This window comes from Actinomycetota bacterium (genome assembly GCA_030776625.1).
In the GTDB taxonomy this organism is placed as follows: domain Bacteria; phylum Actinomycetota; class CADDZG01; order CADDZG01; family WHSQ01; genus MB1-2.
Map to the genome: position 1 here is coordinate 649057 of JALYHL010000001.1, position 22788 is coordinate 671844.

Sequence of the window (22788 nt, forward strand, 5' to 3'; positions counted from 1 at the left end):
GAGGGTTCTTCATGACCTACGAGGAGAAGCTGGCGCGCTTCACCGCACACGTGCAAGGCGGCGGGAAGGTCGAGGCCGAGGACTGGATGCCGGACGACTTCCGCAACGGAGTCTTGAAGTTCATCGAGATGCACGCCAACTCCGAGATCATGGGCGCGATCCCCGAGCGCGAGCAGGTCCCGCGCGCTCCGTCGCTGAAGCGCAAGATGTCGCTGACCGCCAAGGTGCAGGACGAGGTCGGGCACGCGCAGCTCTTGTACCGGGTCGCCGAAGATCTTGGCAAGAGCCGCGAGGCGATGTTCGGGGACCTCGTCAACGGCAAGTCGAAGTTCCACAACGTCTTCCACTACCCCACCAAGCACTGGGGTGACGTCGCGATCATCGGCTGGTTGATCGACGGCGCCGCGCTCGTCACGCAAGCCGCTCTGCTCGACTCCTCCTACGCTCCGTACACGCGGGTGCTGAAGCGCATCTGCTCGGAGGAACAGCTGCACCTCCGCCACGGCGAGGACATCAGCCTCGAGATGTCTTCGGGCACCGAGTCGCAGCGGGCGATGTTCCAGGACGCGCTGAACCGGTGGTGGCTGCCGATCATCCACTTCTTCGGCCCCAAGACAAACGTCGAGAAAGACCTCCTGCTGCGCTGGAAGGTCAAGACGCGGACCAACGAGGACCTGCGCCAGGAGTTCCTCGACCGCTACGTTCCGCGGGTCCTCGAGCTCGGTTACACGTTTCCGGCGCCGGTCCCGTTCCACGACGACGCCTCTGGTCACTGGCTCATCCGCGACGAGGACATCGACTGGCAGCCGCTGGAGGCGATCAAGCGGAACGAGGGACCCGAGACGGCGCGACGACTCGGCTTGCGAAAGACGATCTATGACTCGCATCGGTGGGTACGCGAGGCGCTCGCGGAGCCGGCGATCCACGCCGCATGATGATGGCGCGCTGATGGAGACCTGGGAGGTGTTCCGCAGGCACGGACACCGAGATCCGTTCGAGCACTGCGGGACGGTCACGGCGTCGGATCACGAGATGGCTCTGCTCACCGCGAAGGAGTGCTTCCTGCGCCGGCGTGAGGGCGAGCACCTGTGGGTGGTGCGACGCTCCGACATCCACTCGTTCCAGGACGAGAGCCTGCTCGAGATCGCAGCGGACAAGTCGTACCGCTTCAACAGCGGGTACCGCGACGTCGTCGAGAAGCGACAACGGGCGAAAGAGCGGGCGAAGGAGCTGGCGTCGCCGTGAGTGAGTCGCTGGTCTCGATGTTGACCGCGCTCGCCGACGACGAGCTGATCCTGGGTCACCGCCACTCCGAGTGGACGGGGTTCGCGCCTCACATCGAAGAAGACGTGGCCTTCTCATCGATCGCGCAGGACGAGATCGGCCACGCGGCGGCGTACTACGCGCTGGTCGCGAAGATCATCGGAGACGATGCCGATCGGCTCGCTCTCGGCAGGGAGAAGCACGAGTATCGCAACGCGATCCTGTGCGAGCGCAGCAACGGCGACTGGGCCTACACGCTCGCGCGTCACTGGCTCTACGACCACGCTGACGCGCTGAGGCTCGAGGCTCTGGAGGATTCGGCGCACGAAGAGCTCGCCGCTCTGGTCACCAAGATCCGCCGCGAGGAGCGCTATCACCTGCTGCACGCGGACACCTGGTTGAAGCGGGTTGCGCAGGGCCCCGTCGAGGGCCGAAACAGGCTGTCGGACAGCATGGCCCGGGCTTTTCAAGAAGCGGTCGCGCTGTTCGAGCCGTTCGAGGCCGAGGAAGAGGCCGTCTCCGAAGGGTGGGCCGCGATCCCGTCACGCGAGCTCCAACGCCGGTTCCTCGAGCAGACCGCGGAGAAGCTGGACGCGCTGGGGCTCCCGACGCAGGTAACCAGCCACGTGGAAGGGGCCGAGTTCGTTGCGTCGTCCTCCGGCGACCTGATCGCCGGCGACAACGGCAACTCATCCGCCGCCAATCCGGATGACGCCTCGGGCGGGCGTAGGGGCAGGCGGACCGCAGACTTCGACGCGTTGTGGGAGGACATGACGGCGATGTACCGGGTCGAGCCCGGAGCGCGCTGGTGACCGACGTAGCGACCTTGGAGCAGGCGGTGTGGGACGCCTTGGCCGGGGTTGCGGATCCCGAGATACCTGCCGTGTCCGTCGTGGACATGGGCATGATCGAGTCGGTCGCGTTATCCGGCGACGAGGCCACGATCACGGTTCTGCCGACCTTCACCGGCTGTCCTGCGATAGCGGTGATCGAGTCCGACGTTCGCAACGCGGTCGCGGCGGTCCCGGGCGTCGCCGAGGTGCGCGTTGAAACCACCTTCAGCCCGCCATGGACCACCGAGCGCATCACGACCGACGGGCGCAGGAAACTCGAGGAGTTCGGTCTCGCTCCCCCGACGGGCTCCGGACCTGTCCTGATCGACGCGATCGGGTTGCCGACGTTCGCCGTGTGCCCCTTCTGCGGCGGCAAGAACACCCACAACGAGAACCCGTTCGGCCCGACGCCTTGTCGCGCGCTGTACTACTGCAACGACTGCAAGAACCCCTTCGAGCAGTTCAAGCCGGTCTAGATCGAGACCCTAGGCGGAGATCGGGTCCAGCAAGATCGGCTGCCCGAGTGTTCGCAGGAACGCCTCCACGATCTCCGGGTCGAACTGCCGTCCCGCGGCCTCGCGCATACGGCGACAGGCCTCCTCGATCGGAAGCGCCTTGCGGTAAGGACGGTCCGTCGTCATCGCATCGAAAGCGTCCACGACCAGGATGATGCGCGACTCGATCGGGATCTCTTCGCCTCGGATCGCGTCCGGATAGCCGCTGCCGTCGTAGTGCTCGTGACAGTGGCGGACGATCGTACGCACCTCGGCGAGCCGGTCGATCGGCTCCAAGATGCGCTCCCCGAGCTCCGGGTGCGTCCTGATGACCTGCCATTCATGGTCGTCGAGGGGGCCGGGCTTGGCCAGGATCTTTGACGGGATGCCGATCTTGCCGATGTCGTGGAAGAGGGCACCCAGCTCCAAGCGCTTCAGGTCTATGCCCTCGATACCCAGCGCGGCCCCCACGTCCAACGCCATGTCCGTGATGGACCGCGCGTGGTTGGAGGTGTACTCGTCCTTCGCCTCGAGCGCGTTCGCCAGCGCCTCCACCGTCTCGAAGAAGGTCCTCTCGAGGCTCTCGAAGCTGACCGCGTTCGTGATCGCCAGCTTCGTTTGATGAGCGATCCCGGCGAGCAGACGCATCTTGCGCTCGGAGAACCGGTACTCACCCAGAGCCGGCGCAACGGCAGCGACACAACCGAGCCTCCCGTCGAGCTGCAAGGGCGCGATCGCGAACAAGGTCTCGCGGACGATGTCTGCGGCGCCTGGGAGGTGCTCGACCTCTTGCGGACGCAGAACGAACGGCTCATCGCGCGACAACGCCTGCTCGGCGAGGTCCCTGGGTACCCGCAGCGACGCCATCCGGCTGCGCTGCGGCTCCGCAAAGCCCCACTGCGCCTCGGGAACAACGTCTCCCGTTTCGGTCTCCTGCAGCCAGATGGTGGTTTGCGGCGACCCGAGGATCTGAGCGGACAACCGCACGACCTTCGACAGGACCTCGTCCAGCCCCTCCGCGGTGGCGAGCTCGCGGCTGAACTCCAGCAGGGAGTTCGACAGCTCCGCGCTCTCCTTCTGTTCTTTGTAGAGCGTTGCCTTTTGCATCGCGACGGAGGACTGATACGAGAGCCCCGCCAGGAGCCGCAGCTTGTCGTCCGTGAAGAACTCCGTACGGCCGTCGTACCTGACGGTGATCCAACCCGACACTCCATGCCCCGAGTGAAGCGGAGCGATCGCGTTCGTCCGCAGCTCCGCTCCCGCAGGTGGGTCCCAGAAGGCGCGCTGCGCCTCCGGCGTCAGCGTGAAGGGAGCGCTACGCGCGATCAGGCGCTCTCCACTCTCTTTGGAGACGCGGAAGCGGATGATGGGCTCGGATGCCGCCTCGCCGGCGTATCCGGTGTGAGCGGCGCAGGTGAAGTCACCCGTCCTCTCGTCCTGCAACCACAGCGACGCGTGCTCTACGTCGATCAGCTGTGCAGCCATCCGGACCGTCTCGTTGCCGATCGAGTGGAACGAGGCTGCCTTGGACATCAGGTCCGAGAAGCGGAGCAACGCCTTCGCGTTCTCGGCTTCACGCCGTTGTGCCTGGTACAGGCGAGCGTTCTCCAGAGCCACGGATGCGTGTCCCGCGAGCACCTCTAGTAGTCGGACATCGTCGTCGTCAAACTGATTGAGGCCCAGCTTGGAGATGAGGACGACGCCGATAACGCGCGCACCATAGGTGAGCGGGACCGCCACGATGGACTCTTCGATCTCGTCGGTCCCCGGAACCGTTACGGCGAACTCGCACTCCAGCGCGTTGGGTATGAGCAGCGACCGCCCCGTCTGAGCGGCCCGGCCCGTGATCCCTTCACCCACGCGGGTCACGAGTGCCTCCAGCGTCTCCCCCTCGTAGGCATCGAACTCGCCACGGAACGCGATCGGCATCAGCAGGTCGTCTTCCGCGAGATAGACGCGACAGCTGTGGTAGTCGATCAACGTCCTGAGCTCGTTCGCGATCGTGGTCCCGATCTGACGGACGTCATTCAGCCGGTTGAGCTTCCCGGCCAGGCTTTGGAGCATCTTCAGGTGCGCGATGGAGCGCACGTCCTGGCGGACCGAGGTCGCATCGGGTCGCTGGGTTTCCTCGTCATCGAAGAGGACGATCCGGTTCTTGCCGCGGGACTTCGCCGTAAGCATCGCCGCGTCTGCGCACGCGACCAACTCGCGCGGGTTCATCGCGTGCTCGGGCCCTTGGGCTATACCCACCGAGAGCGTGAGGTCGCCGACGGGCTGGAAGTCGAAGGCGCGCACGCGCGTAACCAACCGGCTCGCGAGCCCGAGTGCGTCGCCCGAGTCGCAGGACGGGAGGATCACGGCGAACTCCTCGCCGCCGATCCGACACGGGAGGTCGGAGCCACGGACGGTCTCCCTGAGGATCTCGGCGAGCCCGAGAAGCACCTGGTCACCGACGGAGTGACCGTGGACGTCGTTGATGCGCTTGAAGTCGTCCAGGTCGAACATCAGCAGCGCGACCGAGTCGCGCGAACGGCTGGCCCGGGTGAGCTCGGAACGCAGACGCTCGTGAAAGTAGCGGTGGTTGTACAGCCCGGTGAGGCCATCCGTCACCGCTTGCTGCTCGAGCACGTTGCGGATCTGCGCGTTGTCCAGCGCGAGTGCAGCGGCCTCGGCGAAGCGCTGCGCCAGCTCGAATTCCTCCTGCGAGAACTTCGCCTCTTCACCGATCCGGTAGATGTTCAAACAACCCTTGACGCTGTCGCGGGCGAGCAGAGGCACGACGATCATCGACTCCGGATCCAACGGTGTGCCCGGGACGACGATCACGCGCTCGTCAAGGTGAGCATCATTCGCAAGCACGGGCGTCCGATGCTCCGCTGCCCACCCCGTCAGGCCCAAGCCGAACCGGGTGCGGCTCTTCAGGATCTCATCGGCCCAGTCGTCGCGAGCCAACACCGGCGTCAAGGTGTGTTGCGCGTCGTCGGCCGCGTAGATGGTGAAGGTGTCGTACGGGACCAGCTCCGCGAGCGTGTCCGCGATGCGGTCGAGAAGAGACTCCACGTCGTGATCGGACAGAACGTGGCTGTACACGTCCGCGAGTCGTTTGTACGACTCGAGCTGCCCCTCGTCCCGCACCGCATCATCGGGACCGATCACCGGATCTACGATCGGCACAAGCCCTCCATAGCTGCTTTTCCCTGCAACCAGGTAATCGGCCTGCTAGGGCGGTGCCTTTAAGGCCCGAAAGGCGTAGTTCCGGCGTCTAGAACTGGCCGTACGAGCGATCGAGATTGAACTGGTAGATCAGGCGCCTTTCTCTCACCATGGCGTCGCGGTACTCCTGGAGGTCATCCGGCTCGCCGGCGAGCACCCGGTAGAGCGCCAGGTTGCGATCCACGGCGTCGGGCCCATCGAGGATGTCGACGGTCGTCTCGAGGGCAAGCCACCGGTAGCGGTTGGTCTCGTCGAGCACCATCAGCGTGCAGCGCGGGTCCCTTCTGAGGTGCTTTGTCCGGATCCGGTCCTGTGTTCCCGAGCTCCACAGCCTCCCCTCGACGAGGCCGACGCTGATCCGAGCTACGTGGGGGCGGCCGTCCCGCTTCGTCGTCGTCATGACCGCGTCGTGGTGCTCGTTCAGGAAAGCCTCGACCTTTGGATCCAACGCCCCGCCTTCCGCCTACTTGAGGTTGACCCAGACGGACTTGGTCTGGGTGTAGGTCTCCATCGAGTGCTTGCCGAGCTCGCGACCGAACCCCGACTGCTTGTAGCCGCCGAAGGACACGCTTGGCTCGACGTTGCCGGCGGTGTTCACCCACACGGTCCCTGCCTTGATCCCGCGAGCGACCTTGTGCGCCTTCGTCACGTCGGTGGTCCACACCGCTGCGGCGAGTCCGTAGATCGTGTCGTTGGCGACTGCGATCGCCTCGTCCACGTCGGCAACCTCGATCACGGCGGCGACCGGGCCGAAGATCTCCTCTTGCGCGATCCGCATGTCGTTGCGCACGCCGGTGAAGACCGTCGGCTGCACGAAGTAGCCGTCGCCGAGCTCGGTTGCTCGCGCTCCCCCGACCGCGACCTCGGCCCCCTCGGAGCGGCCGATCTCGATGTATCCGGTGACCCGCTCCATTTGCTCCTGCGAGACGACGGGTCCCATCTGCGTGTCCTCCTCCAGAGGGTCGCCGAGCTTCATCGCGGCGGTGGAATCCAGCAGCGAGGACACGAAGTCGTCGTGGACCGACTTCTCGACGAGGATCCGCGTGCCCGCGGTGCAGACCTGGCCGGAGTTGAGGAAGACGCCGTTCATCGATCCCTTGATCGCGCGCTTCATGTTCGCGTCCGAGAAGACGATGTTCGGCGACTTCCCGCCAAGCTCCAACGTCACTCGCTTGAGGTTGCCCTCAGAGGCATGCAGGATCTTCCGCCCGACCTCGGTCGATCCGGTGAACGCGATCTTGTCGACGTCCCAGTGTTGAGCGAGAGCTTGGCCGGCCTCGTGGCCGAACCCCGTCACGACGTTCACGACGCCTTCGGGCACCCCGGCTTCCAGACACAGCTCGCCGAGGCGGATCGCGGTCAGCGGCGTCTGCTCCGCGGGCTTGAGGACGATGGTGTTGCCGAACGCAAGCGCGGGAGCGACCTTCCACGCCGCCATGATCATCGGGAAGTTCCAGGGAATGATCCCGCCACAGACGCCGATCGGCTCGCGCAGCGAGTAGACGAAGAGGTTGTCACCGCTCGGATTCGTCTCGCCGAACACCTTCGTAGGCCAGCCGGAGTAGTAGCGGAAGACCTCACCCACGCTCCACATCTCACCCGATGCGACCGACACGGGCTTGCCCGAGTCCAGCGACTCGAGCTGGGCAAGCTCTGAGATGTTCCTCTTCACCAGCTCGCCGAGCTTGTAGAGGATCTCCGTCCTCTTCCCCGGTCGCAGCCCCGACCAGCGCCGGTCCTCGTGCGCCTCGCGCGCGGCCTTCACGGCGGCATCGACGTCCGCGACGCCGCCGCGCGGCACCTGCGTGAAAACCTGTCCCGTCGCGGGATTGAAGACGTCGAACATCTCGCCCGACTCCGCATCGAGGCTCTTTCCCCCGATCACCATCTTCGGCGCCTCGATGAACTTCGTTACCTCGGGCAGAACCTCAACTGCGGCCATCGTCAACTCTCCTGGTAGCCCTGTGTGTGAGTCCCGAGCCTAGCCGTGCCCGGCGCGCTCTACAGGAGGCCGCGCCTTTATAAAAAAGGTGCGTTAAACGCATCTTTTGTCGAAAAGCGCCGCCGCTCTAGCGGACGAGGCCCGACGAGTAGCTGCCCAGGAGCCTCGTGAAGGTCGCGTGCTCGCTGACCTCGGCCAGAGCCTCGACCATCGCGGGCGCTGCCGCCGGGGCGTCCACGTCCGCGTAGAAGACGTACTCCCAGGGCCGGCCTGCCCGGGGGCGGCTCTCGAGCTTCGACAGGCTGAGGTGGCGCTCCGCGAACGCGCCGATGCAGCGGTAGAGAGAGCCTGCAACGTGGCCCACCCCGAAGACGAGCGACGACTTATTGGGATCGCCAAGAGGGTCCGGACTCCGCGACAGAGCGCCGAAGCGCGTGTAGTTGTCGGGATAGGTCTGGATCCTCTCTGCGAGGACCTCGAGGCCGTAGAGCTCGGCCGCGCGCCTGCTGGCGATAGCGGCGACGCCCTCGAGCTTGTCTTCGAAGATCCGCTTGGCCGCTCCCGCCGTGTCGTACTCCGCCCTGATCGAGACCGACAGCGAGTTCAGGAATTCCTCGCTCTGAGCGATCGCCTGAGGATGCGAGATGACCTCGCTCAGGTCGTCCAACTGCGCGCCCGGCAGCGCGAGCAAACAGTGGTCAACCCGGACGACGGTCTCGGCTACGAGGTGCAGCCCGTGCTTGAGGAAGAGGTCGTAGGTCTCGTTGATGCTGCCCGCCTGGCTGTTGTCCATCGGGACCAGCCCCGCGTCGACGAGGCCAACCTCCACCGCCTCGAACACCTTCCGGATCGATGACAGGGGCCGTAGCTCGGCGGCGGGAAACACCGCGATCGCGGCCTGTTCCGAGTAGGCACCCGCTTCGCCCTGGTAGGCGACGAGGTTCGTCTGCATAGAGACACCTTAGGCCGCGCAGCCGGCCCGCGCTTTCGTAGAAAACGTGCGCTTAACGCACGTTTTGTCGCAAAGCGTCGCAGGAAGGCTACTTGGTGACGTCGGTCGGCAGCTCGATGATCCGGTCGCGCGTGGCGACCTCGACCTTTAGACAGACGTCTTCGACGTAGTCCATGCCCGCCGCTTCCGCGGTCCGCCGAGCCTCTGGCGAGCGAAGGCCCACCTGCAACCACAGCGCACGTGCGCCTACGTCTGCCGCCTCCCGAGCGACGCCCGGCAGATGCTCTTGCCGCCGGAAGACGTCGACGACGTCGATATCGCCTGGCACGTCGGCGAGCGTGGGATAGGAGCGGAGACCTAAGACCTCTTCGAAGCCGGGGTTTACGGGGATCACCTCGTAGCCGTGATCGATCAGCGTCGCAACCACGCCGTAGCTGGCCCGCCAGGGGTCGTCGGATGCGCCGACGACCGCGATCCTCTTCGCGTAACCGAGGATCTTCTCGACCGCGTCATCTGTTTCGCTGTGCACGTCTCCGCGTTACCCGTCCCGGCTTCCGTCGAACCATCACCACGACGCACTGAGGGCGAGGCTCGTTCAGCCGTTCGTCAACGGCGGGACGAACTCTGGATGCGCCTCCTTCAGCCACGCTTGTTCCTTCTTTCCGAGCCGTGTTTGTGAGCCTTCTCCGAACCACATCTCGCGCGCGATCGCCTGCCAGTTGGCGGTTCCCTCGAGACGGGCCGTAAGTGAGGCGACCCCGAACGACATCCTGTTGAAGGTGACCATGACGCCGGGGATCCCGACCTTTCGCAAGGTCTGGAACGCGGGCGAGCGCGGGTCGAAGCCGGCGGCGGCGATCCCTTGCACCAGTGGTGGGTCGATCTTGAACGGGCGGTCCTCCAACATCGGCTCGTTGATCGTGAGGAGGTGGTGCCAGATCGCGTCGACCTCGGGAGTCCGGCGGTTCAGGATCCCGAGGCCCTCCATCGCCTCCCGACCGCGCTCGCGGTCGTCGTGGATGAGGCCCTGCATCAGCTCCAACAGCAGCTTCAGCGTCCCGGGGTCGATAGCTCGCACGAGCCCGTAGTCAAGGAACGCAACCTTGCCCTTCGGCAACAGCAGGTAGTTGCCCGGATGAGGGTCGGCCGAGAAGATCAGGAACCGGTTGAGGCAGCCGTAGAAGAAGCGGAAGAGGATCTCCGCGAGATCATCCTTCTTCTCCTGCGACCACTCGAACGCGCTGGTGAACGGCTTGCCCTGGATGAACTCCTGAGTGATCACACGCGTGCGCGAGTACTCCATGTAGACCTTCGGCACGACGATGAAGGGGTGACCGTCGAACAGGTCCGCGAACTTCTGCTGGTTCGTCGCCTCCCGGCGATAGTCGAGCTCTTCGAGCACGCGCTCTTTGACCTCGTTCGCCACCTCTTTCGGGTCCAGGTTCGGGGCGATCGCGACGGCCAACTTCGTCATCGCGTTGACGTTCTTGATATCGGCGCGCACGGCCTGGTCGACCCCCGGGTACTGCACCTTCACGGCGACCTTCTCGCCGGTGTGCAGCGTCGCTCGGTGCACCTGGCCGATCGAAGCTGCCGCGATGGCTTCGTCCTCGAAGGTGGCGAACACGTCCTCGACGGGACGTCCGAACTCCTCTTTGATGACGGCCTTCGACGCCTCCGGGTCCATCGGGGGGGCCGAGTTCTGGAGCATCGTGAGGGCGTCGCGGTAGGTCGAGAGGTAGTCGCCCGGCGCGGAGAACTCGTAGAACGAGGCGAGCTGGCCCAACTTCATAGCCGCGCCCTTCATCTCGCCCAGCATCTCGACGAGCTGGTGAGCGGTCTGCTGGTGGAACCCGTCGAGGAACTCACCCGCTCGCGAGGGCGCCGCGAACGACCTGGCGCGGGTGCCGAGGAACCGAACGGCGGACTTACCGGTTTGACCCGCGAGCTTCGCCCCCCGCTGCGCCCACCCCGTCGGGATCGGAGCCTTGTCTTTATCCGCCATGAGCGCCGTACTCTAGTTGGTGTGAACGCGACCCGTACGGCGCCGGCGGCACTTGCGATCGCGCTGCTGGTGAGTGCCTGCGCCGTCGAGAACCAGGTGGTCGGCGCGCCGGATCCGGTTCGGGAAAGGCCGGCCGCGAGCGCGGCCCCCGTAGTCGCCGCCACTGCTGCCGACGGTCACGGGCTCGATACGTTCTCTAAAGCCAATGCGATGGAGCACGTGCGCAAGGTCGCGTCCGACATCGGCGTGCGTGTGCGGGCGACGCGCGGCGAGCTGCGCGCCTCGCGCTACATAGCCGAGCAGTTCCGGCTCCTCGGCTACAACGTGTCGATACAGAAGTTCGAGGTCGACGACGGAACCTCTCGGAACGTCGTCGCCTCGTGGCCGGGCTCGCGGCGCTACGGCTTCGTCATGGGCGGCCATATGGACACGGTCCCCCGCTCGCCGGGCGCGAACGACAACGCATCTGGTGTGGCGGTGCTGCTCGAGCTGGCCCGCATCGTCGCCGGCAAAGACCCCTCCCGGTCCGTGCGCTTCGTCGCCTTCGGCTCCGAGGAGTACGGCTCCAACGGCGCCCACCACGTCGGGTCGCAGGTCTACGTGAACCGGCTGGGCGACGAGGGCCGGAGACGCCTCGGCGGGATGATCTCGGTCGACATGGTCGCCGACGGCAGGCCGCTGCTCGTAGGCAACTCCGGTATCGCCGACGACGTCGTGGCGCGCACCGTCTATCGCCGCCTCAGGGAGGGGGGCTTCGCCGTGCGCTACCACACGCTCTGCGATTGCTCGGATCACGGCCCCTTCGAGCACGCGGGGATCCCTGCGTCGTTCGCCTACAGCGGACCGGAGCCCAACTACCACGAGCCCTCGGACACCGTCTCGAACATGGACCCGGACGACCTGCTGCGGACGGGCCGTGCCCTGAGGGTCTTCGTCAAGGCGATCGACCGCGAGATGCTCGAGCGCTTCCGCCGCCACTAGCTCCGGGGCGGCCGGGACGAGCAGCCGGGGCCCCGCTCCGGCGGCGGCGGCACGGGCATCGCTGGACACGGTCGGCGAGCGCCTGAACGGCGCCGGCCTCCCTCGGCTCCGGGCGACGTCGCAGTGCTGGTCTGGCTATGGACGACGTCGCCCTCCGAACGGTCCGCTCAAACCCGTACACGCGACCGCGTCCGCTCGTTGCACGGCGGCGCGGCCGGCAGCCCCTCCGGCATGGGGGTCTGCGCCCCGGCGGGGTGATCTCTATGGGGAAGAGGAGCCGGGTCGGGTTCCGGAGGGCGCCTCGGTTTTGCGCCCGGAGCGTCCCGGCCCGGGCCTCCACCCCGGTCTGCGCGAGCGGGCCCGGAGCGGGCCAGAGGTCCGGGTTCGGAGGGGGTTCGCGGGCTAGGCTAGGTGGCGACAGCTACCGCGGAGGTGGATGGGCACCGCATGACCGGAACGATGAAGACGGCCCCGGCCCGGGACGAGGACGCCTGGGACGAACCCCAGGACGACGGCCCCCGCACGAACGTGGTGTGGGGACGGGTGCTCGTGTTCAGCTCGCTGCTGGTGGTCTCCTTCGTCTTGGGCCGAGTGACGGCCGGTGGCGGTCCTTCCGAGAGCGACCTGCAGGCGCTGAGAGCAGAGCTTCGGGAGGTCACGGCGGAGAACGAGGAGCTAGAGAACGAGCTCGCGACAACAGCCTTGCTGGAGGAGACCCAGACCCCCGCTCCGGAACCGAAGGATGACGAAGCGGCGGCTTCCGGCGGCGGAGACGAAGACGACGCGACCGATCCCGTTGGCGAGGATGAGGGACTGAGGTACAAGGTCCAGCGGGGAGACACCTTGCGCGCTATCGCCCGGACCTTCTGCGGCGACCCAGAGCTCGCCGGCGCGATCGCAGCCAAGAACAACATCAACGACCCGAAGTCGTTGACCGCCGGTCAGCTGCTGACGCTGCCGGCGGAATGCGCCGGCTAACGACCGGCTCTAGAGCCTCAGGGCCCAGAAGCCAACCGGTCCAGCTCGTGGATGGCCGCGCGAGCCTCTTCCTCCGTGGGTGGTCTCGCCCCGTATCGCTCGCGCTCGAACGCCCTTAGCGCCGCTTGCCGGTTCTCATCGTGGCGACCGCCGGTGCGCGCGATCAGCTCGGCGGCGGTCTCCGGAGGGGAGCGCCCTGCGCCGCGCCGCGACAGCGCCTCTTCCAGGCGACGGAACGCCCGCGTGACCTGCCCGGGCGCCAGCTGGTGACCTGCCGAGCCCGCGAGCGCAGGAGACCTCGGTCGCAACCGCCTCCACGCGACGAAGCCACCGATCCCGACGGTCGCGGCCAACAACAACAGCAGCGACAGCTTCAACAGCTCGCCAACTCCCGAGAGGTCTCCGAACTGTCCTCCGATGAAGCTGATGAGCGCCGCGAGGGGTATCGACGCGGCGAGGTCCTCCTCCGCCGGGGGGATGTCGAACGTCGGGTCGAACTCGTACCAGCCGACGCGGGGGAACCAGACCTCCACCCAGGTGTGGGCGTCGGAGTTCCGCACCTCGTAATAGCCGGTGAAGGGGTTGCGCCGGCCCGGCGTGTAGCCGGCTACGAAGCGAGCGGGGATCCCCAACGAGCGCAGCATCACGGCCGTGGCCGATGCGAACTGCTCGCAGAAGCCGACATCGGTGTCGAACAGGAAGTGATCGACCGCGTCCTGGCCCTCGGGTGGAACCGGCGACTCGATGTCGTAACGGTAGTTCTGCGCGAGCCAGGCCTCGATCGCCTTGACCTTGTCGTAGTCGTTGTCCGCGCCGGCGGTGATCTCTCTCGCGAGCTCCCGTGTGCGCTCGGTGACCGTTGGCGGGAGCTCGAGGTAGCGCTGGATGTTGTCCGGAACCTCGTTCGACGACAGGGCGCGAAGCTCCGCGGGGGTGGCGGCGCCGCGCGTAGAGACCACGCTATAGACGGTGTCGGAGGTGAGCGTTGCCGGCAACCGGATCCCGCCCAGCTCGTCCAAGGTGACCGCGCCGTCGTGCCAGATCGCGTCCGGCTGGCCCGCCGCGAACAAGACGCTGGGCTGCTCGGTCTCGACGTAAAAGGTCTGCGACACCGTGGAGCGGGGGCCGAGGCTGCGGAACTGCGGCGGGTACGCGTAGGGAGGGCCTCCCTGGAGCGTGACCGCCTCGGTGTTCTCTGCAGCGGTCCAGGAAACGCCGTTGTAGTCGGCGAAGAGGATCCCCTTCCACATCGCGGGAGCCGAGGCGCGCACGCGCATGACCAGCTCGTCGTTCAGGTCCCCTCGCACCCGCAGGTCGAGCTCGTCGTCGAAACCGTAGAAGGCGGCGCCGTTGGCGCGTAAGCCGGGAGCCCCTCCGCCGAACCCGGGAAAGCCGGGGTTCGAGATGTCGCCCTGCCCCGCGATCGCGCCGATGCCCGGACCGAGGTTGAACGGCAAGGCGAAGGTCCGCACGCCCGTCGGCTGCGGGATGACCAGGAACAGAAGAGCGGCGGCGAGCGCGGTCACGCCGAGAGCTTTGGCGACGTCCCACACCCCCGGCGGAGCCTGCCGCGATCGCTGCGACCGTGGTTGCTTCGGTCGAGGCGCCGCCTTCGCCGCGACGCCCTCTTGCAGCTCCGAGCGGTGGGCGAGCGCGAGCGAAGCGATCGCGAATGCGAAGTAGACGAGGAGCAACACCGCGAAGGTCATGTTCTGCGACACCGACCCCGCTGCCGCCATCAACGTCAGTGACGACCCGAGCGAGAAGCTCAGGTCCTTGCGCGCGGGGAGGTCGAAGCCGTGGAGCACCTGGACCCACAGGAACAGATCCGCAAGCGGGAACCTGACCTCGTCTAGTGTCGCGATCCCGCGCAGCTGCCCCAGGAACCGGATCAACGCGAAGATGGCAAGCACCGTCAACGCGATCTTGATGTGCCAGTTGTCCTCGGACCGCCGCACGTAGGAGACCCAGTAGGCGAACGGCAGCAGGACCAACAGCAGCGCGGCTGTCTGCCCCGAGATCGCGTTCTCCACCGCGAGCGTCAGAGCACCGACCATCACCGCCCCCAGAACGCAGGCGCGCAAGAGGATCGAGTCCTCAGGGGCCCGCGTCCGGTTCGCCTTCCGCACGATGTCCATCACGATCCGATGCACCTCGCCAGATCGTCGTCCCGCGACAGCATCCGCACCGCGGCACGCCCTCCCGGCAGCTGGTCGAACGACGTGTCTTTCAGCATCGTCCTGTCGCCGTGATCTGCCCACGTGGACGACCGCGCCCCGATCACGATCGCCCTGCACCCCGCGCTCTGGGCCGAACGCACCGCCTCGGGCACCGAAGCTGCAGCGATCCCGCTCGAGGGGCTGAACAGGACGACGGTCCCTCGCCGGCGCGAGCGACCGATCGACGCCGCCACCAGAGGTCCCAGCGGGGCGTCTATGGGTTGCGCCTGCGCGAGCCATTCGAGCAGCGAGAACCGGTCGGGATCGGCGATCCGGACGATCTCTCCGCGCGGGCCGGCGCGCAGCAGCTCCACCGGGTGGCCCGTCTGGAGCGCGTAGATGCCGATCGACGCGACCGCGCTGACGAGGGTCTCGTAAGCGGAATCCGGCGGCACTCCCACGTCCGCTCCGGCCAGCACCAGAGAGACCCGGCTCGCCACCTCTTCTTCGAACTCTCTAACCACCAGACGTCCCGCCCGCGCGGTGGAGCGCCAGTGGACCGCTCGCGGCGGATCCCCCGGCCGATACTCCCGCACGCCGATGAACTCCTCGCCGGCTCCCGTACGAGCGCGCTCGTGCAGCACATCCGCGGGGTAAGACGACGGCTCGAGGATGGGAAAGGACTTGAGCTCCACCCACCGAGGCACTACGACGAGGTCGGACGCGACGTCGATCGTCCTCGTAGACCTCAGGAACCCGAACGGCGCCCCGGTGGTCAGGGTTACCGCTGCGGCGCTGAACACGCCGCGCCGACGGGCGCTCTTCACCAGCTCGACGTGGGCCTCTTCACCGGGCTTCAGGCGCTCCACGAGAACCGCGGAGTGGTCGAACGCGCCGAAGCTGTCTGAGAGACGAAACAGTGGGAGCGGTCTCGCGCCGCCGTTCGACGCGCGGAGCCCGACGCGCATGTCGTCTCCGACGCGGCCCCTTCTCGGAACCGTCCTGACAACCTCCGCGTTCTTCAGGTGGTGGCGCATGAAGAGCGAACCGAACACGAGACCCAGCACGCCCGCCGCGATCACGAAGAGCCACGATGCCTGCGCGGTCGACCCGGCGATGAACAGGAGCCCCGCGATCAGCGCGACGGTCAAGGCTCTCCTGGTTAGCCTCCGCTTCACGAGCTCACGGACGTGGTGGGTACGTGCGTCTTTGCCACCACCTCTTTGATCACCTCGGTCGTGCGCCCGGGGTCGAGGCGCATGCCTGCCACGGGTACGACTCGATGCGCCAGAGCAGGTACGGCAAGGGTCTTCACGTCATCGGGAACGACGAAGTCGCGCCCGTCGATCAACGCCCTTGCCTGCGCGCAGCGGACCAACGAGATGGAGGCGCGAGGGCTGGCGCCGAGCTCGAGCTCGGGGTGTGTCCGGGTCGCTGCGGTGATGCTGAGGGCGTAATCGAGAACCGCGGTGGACACGTGGGTGTCCCGGACCACCCGTCGGACCCCGACGACCTCGTCCGGATCCAGGACCGCCTCCAGGTCGTCGATTGGGTGCGAGTGGAGCTGGGCCCTCACGATGTCGCGCTCGGCGCTCTCGCTCGCGTAGCCCAACGCCATCGCGATCGCGAACCGGTCGAGCTGACCCTCCGGAAGCGGGTAGGTCCCGTGATGCTCCAACGGGTTCTGGGTCGCCACCACGAACAGCGGGTCGGGCAGCGGGTGCCTAACGCCGTCGACCGTGACAGCGCTCTCATCCATCGCCTCCAGCAGCGCCGATTGGGTGCGCGGTGTCGTTCTGTTCACCTCATCCACCAGCACGACGTGCGCGAAGACGGGGCCGGGGATGAACTCGAAGCGCTGGTGGGCCTGGTTGTAGACCGAGGTTCCGGTCACGTCGGTAGGCAACAGGTCGGGCGTCGCCTGGATCCGCTTGAAGGTTCCGCGGATCGAGCGCGCCAGGGACCGCCCCAGCATCGTCTTGCCGACGCCCGGGACGTCCTCGATCAGGAGGTGCCCGCCGGCGAAGAGCGCCGTGGCCGCCGCCTCGATCGGCTTGTGCTTTCCCCTGATCACCCTCTCGACGTTGTCGATCAGGAGACGAGCGGCCTTGGTGGCCGCGGCGTGGTCCATAGGAAGATTGTGGCACCTTCTAGAACATGGAGGAGCACGCGGACGCAGGGTTCCAGATCCTCGAGCACACAGCCGACGTCGGCGTCCGAAGCTGGGGGCCCTCCGTCGAAGAAGCCTTCGCGCAAGCGACCCTCGGATTCCTCGACATCGTCGGTGCATGGCAGCCCGATCCCACCGGCGAGACCCGGCGCGAGGAGATCACGCTCGAGGGCCGCGACTTGGGCGCGCTGCTGGTCGATTGGCTCGGAGAGGTCCTCTACCTGCAGGACGCGCACGACGTCGTGATCAGCGGCTTCGAGGTGACGCAGGTGGACGACCGCCGAGCCGCGGGCTGGGTGGAGGTCGCGCCGCGGCCGCAAGAGATCGAGGGCACCGCGGTCAAGGCCGTGACGTACCACCAGCTGTCGGTGGAACGGGTTGACAGCCGGTGGGTCGCCACCGTCTATCTCGACATCTAGGGGGTAGGACCGGGTCATGGAACCGATCGAGGTCGCGCCGTATCAGTGGGAGATCCCGCGGGGTTACGTCGAGGGGATGCGGGTCCCGGCGCGGATCTTCGCCTCCCGGACACTGCTCGACAAGGCGCTGGAGGACCGGGCCGCGCAGCAGATCGCGAACGTCGCGACGCTTCCCGGCATCGTGGGCGCCGCTCTGGCCATGCCCGACATCCACTGGGGCTACGGCTTTCCCATCGGGGGCGTGGCGGCCACGGACGCCGACGCCGGGGGCGCGGTGTCTCCGGGCGGCGTCGGCTTCGACATCGGGTGCGGCGTAAGGCTGGTGCGCACGGACCTGTCGTGGGAGCCGCAGGTGAAGCCGCGCATCAAGGAACTGGTCTCGATGCTGGGCAAGCGCGTGCCCCGCGGTGTCGGAGGCAAAGGCCGCATGAGCTTGAGCGGCCGGGAAGTGGACAGGGTGCTGACCGAAGGCGTGCGCTTCCCGCTCTCGAAGGGCGTCGGGTGGGAAGATGACCTGGCCAACGTCGAAGACATCGGCACGATCGCGGGCGCGGACCCTGAGCAGGTCTCGGATCGCGCTAAAGAGCGCGGCGCCCCGCAGCTGGGCAGCCTCGGCGCGGGCAATCACTTCCTGGAGGTCCAGGTGGTGGACCGGATCCACCACGACGGCGCGGCGCAGGCCATGGACCTGTTCGAGGGACAGGTCGTAGTCATGATCCACTCCGGCTCCCGTGGCATGGGGCACCAGACGTGCCAGGAGTACGTGCGCCAGATAGACCGGGTGATGCCGGAGCTGGGCATCGAGGTGCCGGATCGGCAGCTTGGCTGCGCGCCGATCGGGCACAAGATCGCCGACGGCTACCTGGGTGCGATGGCGGCCGCCGGGAACTACGCGAAGGCGAACCGGCATCTGCTGACGGACGCGGCGAGGGAGGCGTTCATGCACACCTTCCGCCGTCCGGCCAGGGATCTGGGGATGAGCGTCGTCTACGACGTCTCGCACAACCTGGCGAAGATCGAGGAGTACGAGGTCGACGGCCGCACCCGCAGGTTGTGCGTTCACCGCAAGGGCGCAACGCGCGCCTTCGGCCCCCAGCACCCCGAGCTCCCGGATCGGTACAAGCCGATAGGACAGCCGGTGATCATCCCCGGCAGCATGGGGACCGCGTCTTACATGCTGGTCGGAACGGACGGCGCGCGCCGGCAGTCCTTCTCCTCCACATGCCACGGAGCCGGCCGGGCGATGAGCCGCACCGCCGCGAAGAAACAGATGAGCGGCGCAGACCTGAAGAGAGAGCTAGAGGACAAAGGCGTCACGCTGGCCGCGTCCCAATGGAAGCTGCTATCCGAGGAGGCGCCGTACGCGTACAAGGACGTCTCCGAGGTCGTCGCCACCTGCGAGGGCGCGGGCATCTCGCAGGTGGTCGCGCGGATGCGACCCGTCGGCGTGGTGAAGGGCTAGCGCCGGCTAAGCCGTTAGCAGCTGGTGACGGCCTTCAGCGCGTTGACCCGCCCGTAACCGTAGATCGAGTCGCGTCCCGGCGTGCCGAGGTCATCGGTGGTGCCGAGGATGCACGAGATGATCTGGCTGTTAGACAGGCCCTTTCCGGCCAGCAGCCCGGCCACTCCGGAGACGAACGGCGTCGCCATCGAGGTGCCCGAGAGGCCTTCGTAGCCCGCCTCGTCCGAGCAATAGGTGCGCTCCGTGCGCAGATAGGTCGAGAAGATGTCTCCGGCGCAGGTCAACCCCTCTCCTCCCGGCGCCACGAGGTAGTTCTTCATCTGGGTGGCGTCGCCATTCGAGTACCAGGAGCGCAGGTCGTTGCGGTCCGTGGCGCCGACGCAGAGGACGCCCGAAGCCGCCGAGGGCTCGGCACACACCGGCGCGCCGTCATTGCCGGCGGCGATGACTACAACCGAGCCCATCGAGTTCGCGTGCGCGATCGCGTCGTGAACCGGGTCGAGTCCTCCCACCAGGTTGACGACCTCGCCGAGTCCCGTGAGGAACCCGAGCGACAGGTTGATGACGTCCGCCCCGTGGTCCGCGGCGTAGCGGATGCCGGCCGCGACCTCGTCGGTGCTGCCGGAGCCCTCCGCGTCGAGGACCCGAACCGGCAGGATCTGTGCGCCGGGGGCGGTGCCGGCGACGCCGATGCCGTTGCCGGTAAGAGCGGCGGCGATGCCGGCGACGTGCGTGCCGTGACCGTTCTCGTCCTGGGCACCGTCCTGCGTGCAGGTCCTGGCGCCGTTCTTACCCGGTGCCTTCTTGCATTCGCCGTCCGGCTCCGAGAAGTCGGCATCCGAGTTGTTGATGATCTTCGAGGAGAGATCTTCATGGCCGAGGTCGACCCCGGTGTCGACGATCGCGATGATCGCGCCGGTCCCATCCGCGGCCGCCCAGGCTTGGTCGGCCTGGATCTTCTGGAGGCCCCACTGCTTGCCGAAGTACGGGTCGTTCGACGCTCCAGACGCAGGCCCGGCGGCGACGACGGTAGCTAGTGCTGCAGCGGCCAGAGCTCCAGTGAGCTTTCGCAAGTGGTCCTCCTGTAGGCAGGCTGGGCGGCGATGCCCTCGGTCAAGAGGGTTAACCGCCCGGGGTGTCTTTTCCTTCCGATAACTGCAGAAATGTGGTGCTGCACCCCGGACCGTCAGGTGCGCTGGCAGCGGGGGCAGTAGGTCGTCCCCCGGCCCCCCAGCACGACCTTCCGCATCGGCGTGGAGCAGCGAGGGCAGGGCTTGCCCTGCTGCCCATAAGCCACCAGGAACGAGGCATTGCGCCCGCTCTCGCCGTTGACCATCTGGTAGTCGCTGAAGGTCGTCCCCTCGCGCTCGATCGCCCCCGCGAGCACGGACCGGATGGCCGCATGCAGCTCGAGCGCCCTGCGCTTACCCACCTTCCTGCTGGCGGGGTGGATCCGGGCGAGCCACAGCGCCTCGTCCGCGTAGATGTTGCCGACGCCCGCCACCGGACGCTGCGAGAGGAGGAAGGGCTTCACGGGACTGTTCGTTCGCTGGAGCTCCCACGCGAAGACCTCGGGGTCGAACTCGTCGCTAAGCGGCTCCGGCCCGATCATCGCGAGCATCGGGATGGCGTCGTAGATGCCGGCTTCGACCACCGCGATCCGGCCGAAACGGCGCACGTCCCTGAAGCACAGCGTCCGCCCGTCGTCGAGCTCCAGGCGCGCCCGGACGTGCGGGTCGTCCAGGTCGAAGCGGAAAGCGCCGGTCATGCCGAGGTGCATCACCAGCTCGAGCCCCCCATCGAGCGGCGCGATCAGGAACTTGCCGCGGCGGTCCACCCGCTCGACCGTCCGCCCCGCCGCCAGCTCCACCTGGTGGAACTCGCGCGGCATCGTCGGGATCGGATCGGCCCACGCGCGGAGCACGCGCCGCCCCCGCAGCTCCGGGTCGAGCTGCCGCCGCACCGACTCGACCTCGGGCAGCTCGGGCATGGCTTTAGGTTAAGTCGATGGCCCAACACGAGATCGACCCCGACGCGCTCCCCTACGCGCTGGACAAGTTGCCGCGCAAACCCGACGTGGGAGCCGAGGGCTTCTTCGCGCTCGATCTGCGAGCGGGTCGCGTGATCGCGGTGGAGGAGTTCCCGGAGGCCCGCAGCCCGTCTTGGAAGGTGACGGTGGACTTCGGCCCCCTCGCCGGTGAGCTGCGAACCAGCGCCAAGATCACCAACTACACCCGGGACGAGCTCCAGGGGCGGATGGTAGTGGGGGCGATCAACCTCGGCACGCGACGCATCGCCGGGTTCAAGAGCGAGTTCTTGATCCTGGGCGCTCTCGATCCGGACGGAACCGTGCGCCTGCTGCAACTGGAACAAGAGGTGCGGCCGGGCTCGCCGATCGCGTGAGCCCGGCCGCTTCCTCTGTGAAGCGCGTCGCTGCTAGCTGTTGACCCTCTGCACTACGCCGCAGGCGAAGCGAGCACCTGCATCGCCCGTGGCCTTCGTCAGCGCGTCGGGCCCGAACGTGTAGTCAGAGGCGGTCTCCGAGTGCGAGTGGTAGCGCTCCTCGCCGGTCGTGGTGGTGGCGGGAATGTGCGCCAGGTTGTCGGGACCCGCGTGCATGATCACGGCGCTTCCATCGGCGTCCATCAGATCGCGGTTCTTGAAGCGATCCGTCTTGAACCGAAGGACTCCGGTGCCGTCGGCCGTCACCAGCAGCGGAGGCATGTCACCCGCGTGCGCACCGTGGGTAGTCGTGCCGGGGTTGTAGTGGCCGCCCGCGGTGAAGAAGGGAACGGCAGCGCCCGAGGTGTCTTGTGCATTCGGGTCGCACTGACCCGTGGTGTGGACGTGGAACCCATGGAAGCCCGGCGTCAAACCGGCGGCCGTCGCCCGCACAAGCACCTTTCCATCGTCCGTCGGAATGAACCGGACCTTGCCGACCGTGGCTCCGCTGGTGTTCTTCATGTCTGCCACCAGACCCCTCGGGGCCCGCGCTACCGCCGCGCCGCCGCTGACCAGCGCGGCCGCGACCAGCGTCGCCAGCCCAACCACCAGCACCGTTCCTCTTGCCTTGTACATCGTGCGCATCCACGTCTCCCTTCAATCCATCTGCTTCCCTGACATCAACCACCATCTCCCGACCGGCCGCTACGCGCAACGGTGTGACCACCACGATCTACGGTGCGGTTAGCACCAGCACCGAGCGGTCAGCCCTGCTCCGACAGGAACAGCAGGACGGCCTTCACCCTTCGGTGCACGTCCTTCTCCCCCGACAGCTGCAGCTTGGAGAAGATCGAGTTGATGTGCTTCTCCACCGCCCGCTCGGTGAGGAACAACCCGCCCGCGATAGCGGCGTTCGTCTTCCCCTGCGCCATCTCGCCCAGGATCTCTTTCTCGCGCGGCGTGAGCGTGGTGATGGGCGAGGCGGCGGCGCGCGACCGCGCCGTTACCAGAGCTTCCACGACCTTCGGGTCGATCACCGAACCGCCGGCAGACACCGCCCGGATGGCGCCCACCAGCTGATCCAGATCCGATACACGCTCTTTCAACAGGTAGGCGCGGCCCTCGGATCCCCGCTCCAGCAGCGCCAGGGCGTACTCCGCCTCGTCGTGCTGGCTCAACACGACGACGCCGACATCGGGTGCGCTGTCGCGGAAGCGCGCAGCCGCCCGGATCCCCTCGTCGGAGTCGGTCGGCGGCATGCGGATATCGGTAAGCACGACCTGAGGGGGCTCCTTCTCGACCGCCGCCACCAGGGAGTCGAAGTCGTCGCACGTCTCGACGATGTCGATCTCGGGGTGCTCTTCCAGGAGCCTGACGATCCCCTCGCGCACGAGGTAGTTGTCCTCGGCCAGAACGACTTTGATCACGGCTGCTGAGGATATGAGGGTGCGCACAGGCAAGACAGTGGTGCTAGC

At 67.1% G+C, this 22788-nt stretch carries 22 protein-coding genes; 9 read left to right on the forward strand and 13 right to left on the reverse strand.

Annotation, left to right across the window (positions count from 1 at the left end; translation table 11 throughout):
• The first annotated feature begins 11 nt into the window (after positions 1–11).
• From paaA to paaJ, 4 genes are read left to right on the forward strand one after another with little or no spacing between them, the layout of a single operon-like run.
• A complete protein-coding gene (paaA, locus tag M3N53_03185) occupies positions 12–935 on the forward strand; it encodes a 1,2-phenylacetyl-CoA epoxidase subunit A (protein ID MDP9067339.1) in 924 nt (307 codons plus the stop codon).
• 13 nt (positions 936–948) lie between these two features.
• A complete protein-coding gene (locus M3N53_03190; GenBank protein ID MDP9067340.1) occupies positions 949–1245 on the forward strand; it encodes a hypothetical protein in 297 nt (98 codons plus the stop codon).
• A complete protein-coding gene (gene paaC, locus M3N53_03195; protein ID MDP9067341.1) occupies positions 1242–2075 on the forward strand; it encodes a phenylacetate-CoA oxygenase subunit PaaC in 834 nt (277 codons plus the stop codon). Before M3N53_03190 ends, paaC begins: the two co-directional genes overlap by 4 nt.
• Entirely contained in the window at positions 2072–2572 is a 501-nt protein-coding gene (gene paaJ, locus M3N53_03200; protein ID MDP9067342.1) for a phenylacetate-CoA oxygenase subunit PaaJ, read from the forward strand. Before paaC ends, paaJ begins: the two co-directional genes overlap by 4 nt.
• A gap of 9 nt (positions 2573–2581) precedes the next feature.
• Here paaJ and M3N53_03205 read toward each other — a convergent pair whose 3' ends face one another.
• From M3N53_03205 to M3N53_03230, 6 genes are all read right to left on the reverse strand, one after another.
• Entirely contained in the window at positions 2582–5764 is a 3183-nt protein-coding gene (locus tag M3N53_03205; protein MDP9067343.1) for a GAF domain-containing protein, read from the reverse strand.
• An 88-nt stretch (positions 5765–5852) separates the two neighbouring features.
• Positions 5853–6251: a PPOX class F420-dependent oxidoreductase gene (locus M3N53_03210; protein ID MDP9067344.1), complete on the reverse strand. Its 399-nt coding sequence runs from the start codon at positions 6249–6251 to the stop codon at positions 5853–5855.
• Positions 6252–6266: 15 nt separating this feature from the next.
• Positions 6267–7745 carry an aldehyde dehydrogenase family protein gene (locus M3N53_03215; protein ID MDP9067345.1) on the reverse strand — a complete coding sequence of 493 codons (1479 nt, stop codon included), beginning with the start codon at positions 7743–7745 and terminating at the stop codon, positions 6267–6269.
• 127 nt (positions 7746–7872) lie between these two features.
• Positions 7873–8697 (reverse strand): prephenate dehydratase, encoded by an 825-nt coding sequence (locus tag M3N53_03220; GenBank protein MDP9067346.1) that lies wholly within the window; start codon positions 8695–8697, stop codon positions 7873–7875.
• 88 nt (positions 8698–8785) lie between these two features.
• Positions 8786–9226, reverse strand: a complete 441-nt coding sequence (locus M3N53_03225) for a CoA-binding protein (protein ID MDP9067347.1) — start codon at positions 9224–9226, stop codon at positions 8786–8788.
• Between the two features lie 66 nt (positions 9227–9292).
• Positions 9293–10702 (reverse strand): AarF/ABC1/UbiB kinase family protein, encoded by a 1410-nt coding sequence (locus tag M3N53_03230; GenBank protein ID MDP9067348.1) that lies wholly within the window; start codon positions 10700–10702, stop codon positions 9293–9295.
• Positions 10703–10723: 21 nt separating this feature from the next.
• Between M3N53_03230 and M3N53_03235 the strand changes: the two genes are divergently transcribed.
• Positions 10724–11683 (forward strand): M20/M25/M40 family metallo-hydrolase, encoded by a 960-nt coding sequence (locus M3N53_03235; GenBank protein ID MDP9067349.1) that lies wholly within the window; start codon positions 10724–10726, stop codon positions 11681–11683.
• Positions 11684–12094: 411 nt separating this feature from the next.
• Complete coding sequence (locus tag M3N53_03240) at positions 12095–12661, forward strand: LysM peptidoglycan-binding domain-containing protein (protein MDP9067350.1); 567 nt, start codon at positions 12095–12097, stop codon at positions 12659–12661.
• Positions 12662–12678: 17 nt separating this feature from the next.
• On the opposite strand, the gene M3N53_03245 is transcribed toward M3N53_03240, so the two are convergent.
• The 3 genes from M3N53_03245 to M3N53_03255 are packed head-to-tail and all read right to left on the reverse strand — an operon-like array spanning position 12679 to position 16951.
• Positions 12679–14799, reverse strand: coding sequence for a DUF3488 and transglutaminase-like domain-containing protein (locus tag M3N53_03245; protein ID MDP9067351.1), 2121 nt, complete (start codon positions 14797–14799; stop codon positions 12679–12681).
• Positions 14799–15971, reverse strand: a complete 1173-nt coding sequence (locus M3N53_03250; GenBank protein ID MDP9067352.1) for a DUF58 domain-containing protein — start codon at positions 15969–15971, stop codon at positions 14799–14801. Before M3N53_03250 ends, M3N53_03245 begins: the two co-directional genes overlap by 1 nt.
• Positions 15972–15994: 23 nt before the next feature.
• Positions 15995–16951, reverse strand: a complete 957-nt coding sequence (locus M3N53_03255) for a MoxR family ATPase (GenBank protein MDP9067353.1) — start codon at positions 16949–16951, stop codon at positions 15995–15997.
• 26 nt (positions 16952–16977) lie between these two features.
• Here M3N53_03255 and M3N53_03260 point away from each other — a divergent pair, with 26 nt between their 5' ends.
• Both M3N53_03260 and M3N53_03265 read left to right on the forward strand, forming a co-directional pair.
• Positions 16978–17409, forward strand: coding sequence for an archease (locus tag M3N53_03260; GenBank protein ID MDP9067354.1), 432 nt, complete (start codon positions 16978–16980; stop codon positions 17407–17409).
• A 16-nt stretch (positions 17410–17425) separates the two neighbouring features.
• Positions 17426–18871 carry an RtcB family protein gene (locus M3N53_03265; protein ID MDP9067355.1) on the forward strand — a complete coding sequence of 482 codons (1446 nt, stop codon included), beginning with the start codon at positions 17426–17428 and terminating at the stop codon, positions 18869–18871.
• A gap of 14 nt (positions 18872–18885) precedes the next feature.
• Here M3N53_03265 and M3N53_03270 read toward each other — a convergent pair whose 3' ends face one another.
• A complete protein-coding gene (locus M3N53_03270; protein ID MDP9067356.1) occupies positions 18886–19944 on the reverse strand; it encodes a S8 family serine peptidase in 1059 nt (352 codons plus the stop codon).
• A gap of 113 nt (positions 19945–20057) precedes the next feature.
• Positions 20058–20861, reverse strand: coding sequence for a bifunctional DNA-formamidopyrimidine glycosylase/DNA-(apurinic or apyrimidinic site) lyase (gene mutM / locus M3N53_03275; GenBank protein ID MDP9067357.1), 804 nt, complete (start codon positions 20859–20861; stop codon positions 20058–20060).
• Positions 20862–20878: 17 nt separating this feature from the next.
• Here mutM and M3N53_03280 point away from each other — a divergent pair, with 17 nt between their 5' ends.
• Positions 20879–21274 (forward strand): tRNA-binding protein, encoded by a 396-nt coding sequence (locus M3N53_03280; GenBank protein ID MDP9067358.1) that lies wholly within the window; start codon positions 20879–20881, stop codon positions 21272–21274.
• Positions 21275–21307: 33 nt separating this feature from the next.
• Here the strand turns inward: M3N53_03280 and M3N53_03285 are convergent, their stop codons facing one another.
• Positions 21308–21949: a superoxide dismutase family protein gene (locus tag M3N53_03285; protein ID MDP9067359.1), complete on the reverse strand. Its 642-nt coding sequence runs from the start codon at positions 21947–21949 to the stop codon at positions 21308–21310.
• A gap of 128 nt (positions 21950–22077) precedes the next feature.
• On the reverse strand, positions 22078–22740 hold the full coding sequence (locus tag M3N53_03290) for a response regulator transcription factor (GenBank protein MDP9067360.1): 663 nt from the start codon (positions 22738–22740) through the stop codon (positions 22078–22080).
• Positions 22741–22788: the final 48 nt, after the last annotated feature.

Excerpts from the sequence above, each read along its gene's own strand:
- mutM (MDP9067357.1), bottom strand. The coding sequence starts at position 20,861 with ATGCCCGAGCTGCCCGAGGTCGAGTCGGTGCGGCGGCAGCTCGACCCG.
- M3N53_03220 (MDP9067346.1), bottom strand. The coding sequence starts at position 8,697 with ATGCAGACGAACCTCGTCGCCTACCAGGGCGAAGCGGGTGCCTACTCG.
- M3N53_03260 (MDP9067354.1), top strand. The coding sequence starts at position 16,978 with ATGGAGGAGCACGCGGACGCAGGGTTCCAGATCCTCGAGCACACAGCC.
- M3N53_03190 (MDP9067340.1), top strand. The coding sequence starts at position 949 with ATGGAGACCTGGGAGGTGTTCCGCAGGCACGGACACCGAGATCCGTTC.
- paaA (MDP9067339.1), top strand. The coding sequence starts at position 12 with ATGACCTACGAGGAGAAGCTGGCGCGCTTCACCGCACACGTGCAAGGC.
- M3N53_03255 (MDP9067353.1), bottom strand. The coding sequence starts at position 16,951 with ATGGACCACGCCGCGGCCACCAAGGCCGCTCGTCTCCTGATCGACAAC.
- M3N53_03215 (MDP9067345.1), bottom strand. The coding sequence starts at position 7,745 with ATGGCCGCAGTTGAGGTTCTGCCCGAGGTAACGAAGTTCATCGAGGCG.
- M3N53_03230 (MDP9067348.1), bottom strand. The coding sequence starts at position 10,702 with ATGGCGGATAAAGACAAGGCTCCGATCCCGACGGGGTGGGCGCAGCGG.
- M3N53_03245 (MDP9067351.1), bottom strand. The coding sequence starts at position 14,799 with ATGGACATCGTGCGGAAGGCGAACCGGACGCGGGCCCCTGAGGACTCG.
- M3N53_03285 (MDP9067359.1), bottom strand. The coding sequence starts at position 21,949 with ATGTACAAGGCAAGAGGAACGGTGCTGGTGGTTGGGCTGGCGACGCTG.
- M3N53_03265 (MDP9067355.1), top strand. The coding sequence starts at position 17,426 with ATGGAACCGATCGAGGTCGCGCCGTATCAGTGGGAGATCCCGCGGGGT.
- M3N53_03280 (MDP9067358.1), top strand. The coding sequence starts at position 20,879 with ATGGCCCAACACGAGATCGACCCCGACGCGCTCCCCTACGCGCTGGAC.